This window comes from Achromobacter sp. (assembly GCF_057314935.1).
This window is the reverse complement of sequence record NZ_DBHKZA010000176.1, coordinates 1-3,576: the sequence shown is the minus strand read 5'-3', so window position 1 is coordinate 3,576 and position 3,576 is coordinate 1. Positions and strand designations below refer to the sequence as shown.

Annotated in this window: 1 protein-coding gene; it reads left to right on the top strand. The window is 64.8% G+C overall.

The window, feature by feature from the left end:
• Nucleotides 1-323: 323 nt before the first annotated feature.
• Complete coding sequence (locus ACO6D5_RS29770) at nt 324-3,467, top strand: CheR family methyltransferase (protein ID WP_485827396.1); 3,144 nt, start codon at nt 324-326, stop codon at nt 3,465-3,467.
• Nucleotides 3,468-3,576: the final 109 nt, after the last annotated feature.

Sequence of the window (3,576 nt, the reverse complement as noted above, 5' to 3'; positions counted from 1 at the left end):
CGACGCCGATCGTCTATCTGGCGCTGGAGCGGCTGCGGCTGAAAGTCCGCGCCGCGCGCGTCCGGGCAGCGTAGTCCGATCGCCCTAGTCCGGCAGGCCCGGTGCTTCGCATATCAATCCCCAGGCGTCCATGGTAATGTCGCTGCGTGTATTCCGATAACAGCGCGTAACCAAGGCGTTCCGGCGCCGACGCAGAAAAAGGGGACCATGCACCCGCCCGCGCCACCCACTGTTTTTCCGCATCCCGTGGCGCACCTATCCCCGGTTTCTGATTCGTTGACGCTTCAAACGCTGTTCACGTGATTGATCAGGCCGAAGAGACCATGACTGTGCAAACGGAATTTCCCATTGTGGGTATTGGCGCTTCCGCCGGCGGCGTCGAAGCATTGGAAGGCTTTTTTCGCGGCGTGCCCCCAAAGCCGGGGTTGGCGTTCGTCGTGCTCACCCATTTGAGCCCCGTGCGCGAAAGCCACCTGCCCGAGGTGATCCAGCATTACACCGGCCTGAAGGTCCAGACCGCCACGCAGGACGCGGAAGTCCTGGTCGACAACGTCTACGTCCTGCCCGCCGATGCCGTGATGTCGATCCATGAAGGTCGCCTGCGGCTGCGGCAACGGGTGCCCGAGCAGCGCGGCCCACGCCCGATCGACCTGTTCTTCACGTCGCTGGCGCTGGATCGCGGCGAATGTTCGGCGGGCGTGGTGCTGTCCGGCGGGGATTCCGACGGCACGCTGGGCATCAAGGCCATCAAGGAGCAAGGCGGGTTGACCTTGGCGCAGTCGGCCGACGGGTTCGGGCCGAGCAGCCCGGAAATGCCCGACAGCGCGATCGCCACCGGCCTGGTGGACTTCATCGTGCCGGCCGATCAAATGGGCGTGAAACTGGTTGATTTCGCGGCCAGGCTGGGTCATCTGGACGACCTGGACGACGCCGCGGCCCAGGGGCCGGAGCGCGGCCGGCTGGAAGCCGCCAAGCACGAGATCTACGCCTTGCTGCGGACCCGCATCGGCCACGATTTCAGCGGCTATAAAAGCAAGACCTTCATGCGCCGCGTGCAACGCCGCATGCATGTGAACCAGATGCCCACGCTGGCCGCGTATGTCGAATTCCTGAAGCAGAACTCGCAGGAGGCGGGCGCGCTGTTTCGCGACCTGCTGATCAGCGTCACGAATTTCTTTCGCGATGCTGAAGCCTTCGAATCGTTGCAGGAACAGGTCATTCCGCAACTGCTGAAAGACCGCGGCGCGACGGAAACCATACGCCTGTGGGTGCCCGGCTGCGCCACAGGCGAAGAGGTCTATTCCCTGGCGATCTTGCTGCGCGAACACCTGGATACCCTGCCGACGGCGCCCCGCGTGCAGGTTTTCGCCACCGACATCGACGACCGCGCGTTGGCCGTCGCGCGCGCGGCGCGATATCCCGCCGCCTTGCTTGACGGGGTATCGGCAGCGCGGCGCGAGCGCTATTTCGTGGCCGATGGCGACAGTTACGTGGTCAGCAAGGCGGTGCGCGACCTGTGCATTTTCTCGCCGCACAATGTGTTGCGCGACCCGCCGTTTTCCCGGATCGACCTGGTATCGTGCCGCAATCTGCTGATCTATTTCGGCGGCGGCATCCAGAAACAGGTCATCCCCACCTTCCACTATGCGTTGCGCCCGGGCGGCTATCTGTTTTTGGGCATGTCGGAAAACGTCACCCAGTTCAACGACCTGTTCAGCCCGATCAACAAGAAGCACCGGATCTTCCAGCGCCGCACGGATATCGGCGCGCAGCCACGCCCCACGATCACCCTGCCCTCCATGCATAAACCGGACCTGCCCCATTCCGCGCTGCGCCGCGCGCAGACCGGCGCCTCGGCGCTGCGCCAATCCGTCGATAGCCAGGTACTGGCGCAACATGCGCCGCCCCACGTGCTGGTCAACCGCGACGGCGACATCGTCTACTACTCCGGACGCACCGGCAAGTACCTGGAAGCCGCCGCCGGCGTGCCGACGCGCCAGGTGCTGACCCTGGCGCGTAAGGGGCTGCGCCTGGACCTGCGCACGCTGTTGCACGAGGCCGCGGAAACCGGCCGGCCCGCGGTACGTGAGAGCGTGGCCGTGGAAGGCGAGGATGGCCGCGTCCAGATGGTGACCCTGACCGTGGAGCCCCTGGCCGACCACAAGGAAAACGAGCCGCTGTTCCTGATCCTGTTTGCCGACCACGGCCCCCCGCTGAACCGCGACGACGCCCACACGCACAGCAGCATCACGCAGCAAGGCGCCGCCCAGCAGATCGAGCTGGAACTGCGCGACACGCGCGAGCGCCTGCAATCCATGATCGAGGAATACGAGACCGCGCTGGAGGAACTGAAGTCGTCCAATGAAGAGCTGGTGTCGGTCAACGAGGAATTCCAGTCCACCAACGAAGAATTGGAGGCGTCCAAGGAAGAGCTGGTGTCGCTGAACGAAGAGTTGCACACGGTCAACGCCGAACTCCATGGCAAGGTAGACGAACTGGACCGCAGCAACAGCGACCTGCACAACCTGTTTGAAAGCACCGCGATCGCCACGTTGTTCCTGGACCGCGACCTGATCATCCGCAGCTTCACGCCAGCCATGGGCGACGTGTTCAATATCCTTCCCAGCGACTGCGGACGCCCCATCACCGATCTGGCCAGCCGTTTCGACCTGCCCTCCTTCGCCAACGACATCGCCCAGGTCTATACCCACTACCAGCCGATCGAACGCCGCATCGCCGGCACCCTGGACGGCAAGCACTACCTGCTGCGCCTGGTGCCTTACCGCAGCAGCGATAGCCAGGTCGACGGCGTCGTGGTGACGTTCATCGACATCACCCTCATCACCCGCGCCGAACGGCGCCACCGCATCCTGATATCCGAACTGCAGCACCGGACCCGCAACTTGCTGGCGGTGGTGCAGAGCGTGGCGCGGCGCACGTTGGGCGACGGCGAACCCTTCCAGCGTCTGGACACCCGCCTGGCCGCCTTGAGCCGCGTGCAGGGCATGCTGAGCGAGGCCAACGGGGAAAAAGTCGAATTCAGCGGCATCGTGCATCGGGAACTCGACGCGGTGGGCAACGAGCGTCAGGTCACGATCAACGGCCCCGAAGTCCGCATCAGCGCGGAACGCATCCAGACCCTGGCGCTGGCCGTCCACGAACTGGCGACCAACGCCGTGAAATATGGCGCGCTGCGCTACGAATCGGGCCGGCTGGACGTCAAATGGCGCATCGAACGCCGCGATGGCGACACCGAGCATCTGGTCCTGGATTGGACCGAATCCGGCCTGCCGACAGCGCCGGACGCCACGCACCAGGGCTACGGCCGTGAATTGATCGAGCAGACGCTGTTCCTCGCGTTGCGCGCCAAGACAGCCCTGGATTTCAAGCCGGACGGCATCGCCTGTCATATCGACATGCCGCTTGAAGCGGCCAGCGAGAGCAACGACGACGCCGCGCGCAAGTAGGCCTGGCCCCCGCGGAGGCCTTCCCGGGACTGATGGGGGAATCTACTCCGGCAACCGCGTCGCCGCCGTCAACCGTTCGGCCATGAACGCCAGGAACTCGCGCGCCAGC

Coding starts and splice junctions, on each gene's coding strand:
- ACO6D5_RS29770 (WP_485827396.1), top strand. CDS start 324: ATGACTGTGCAAACGGAATTTCCCATTGTGGGTATTGGCGCTTCCGCC.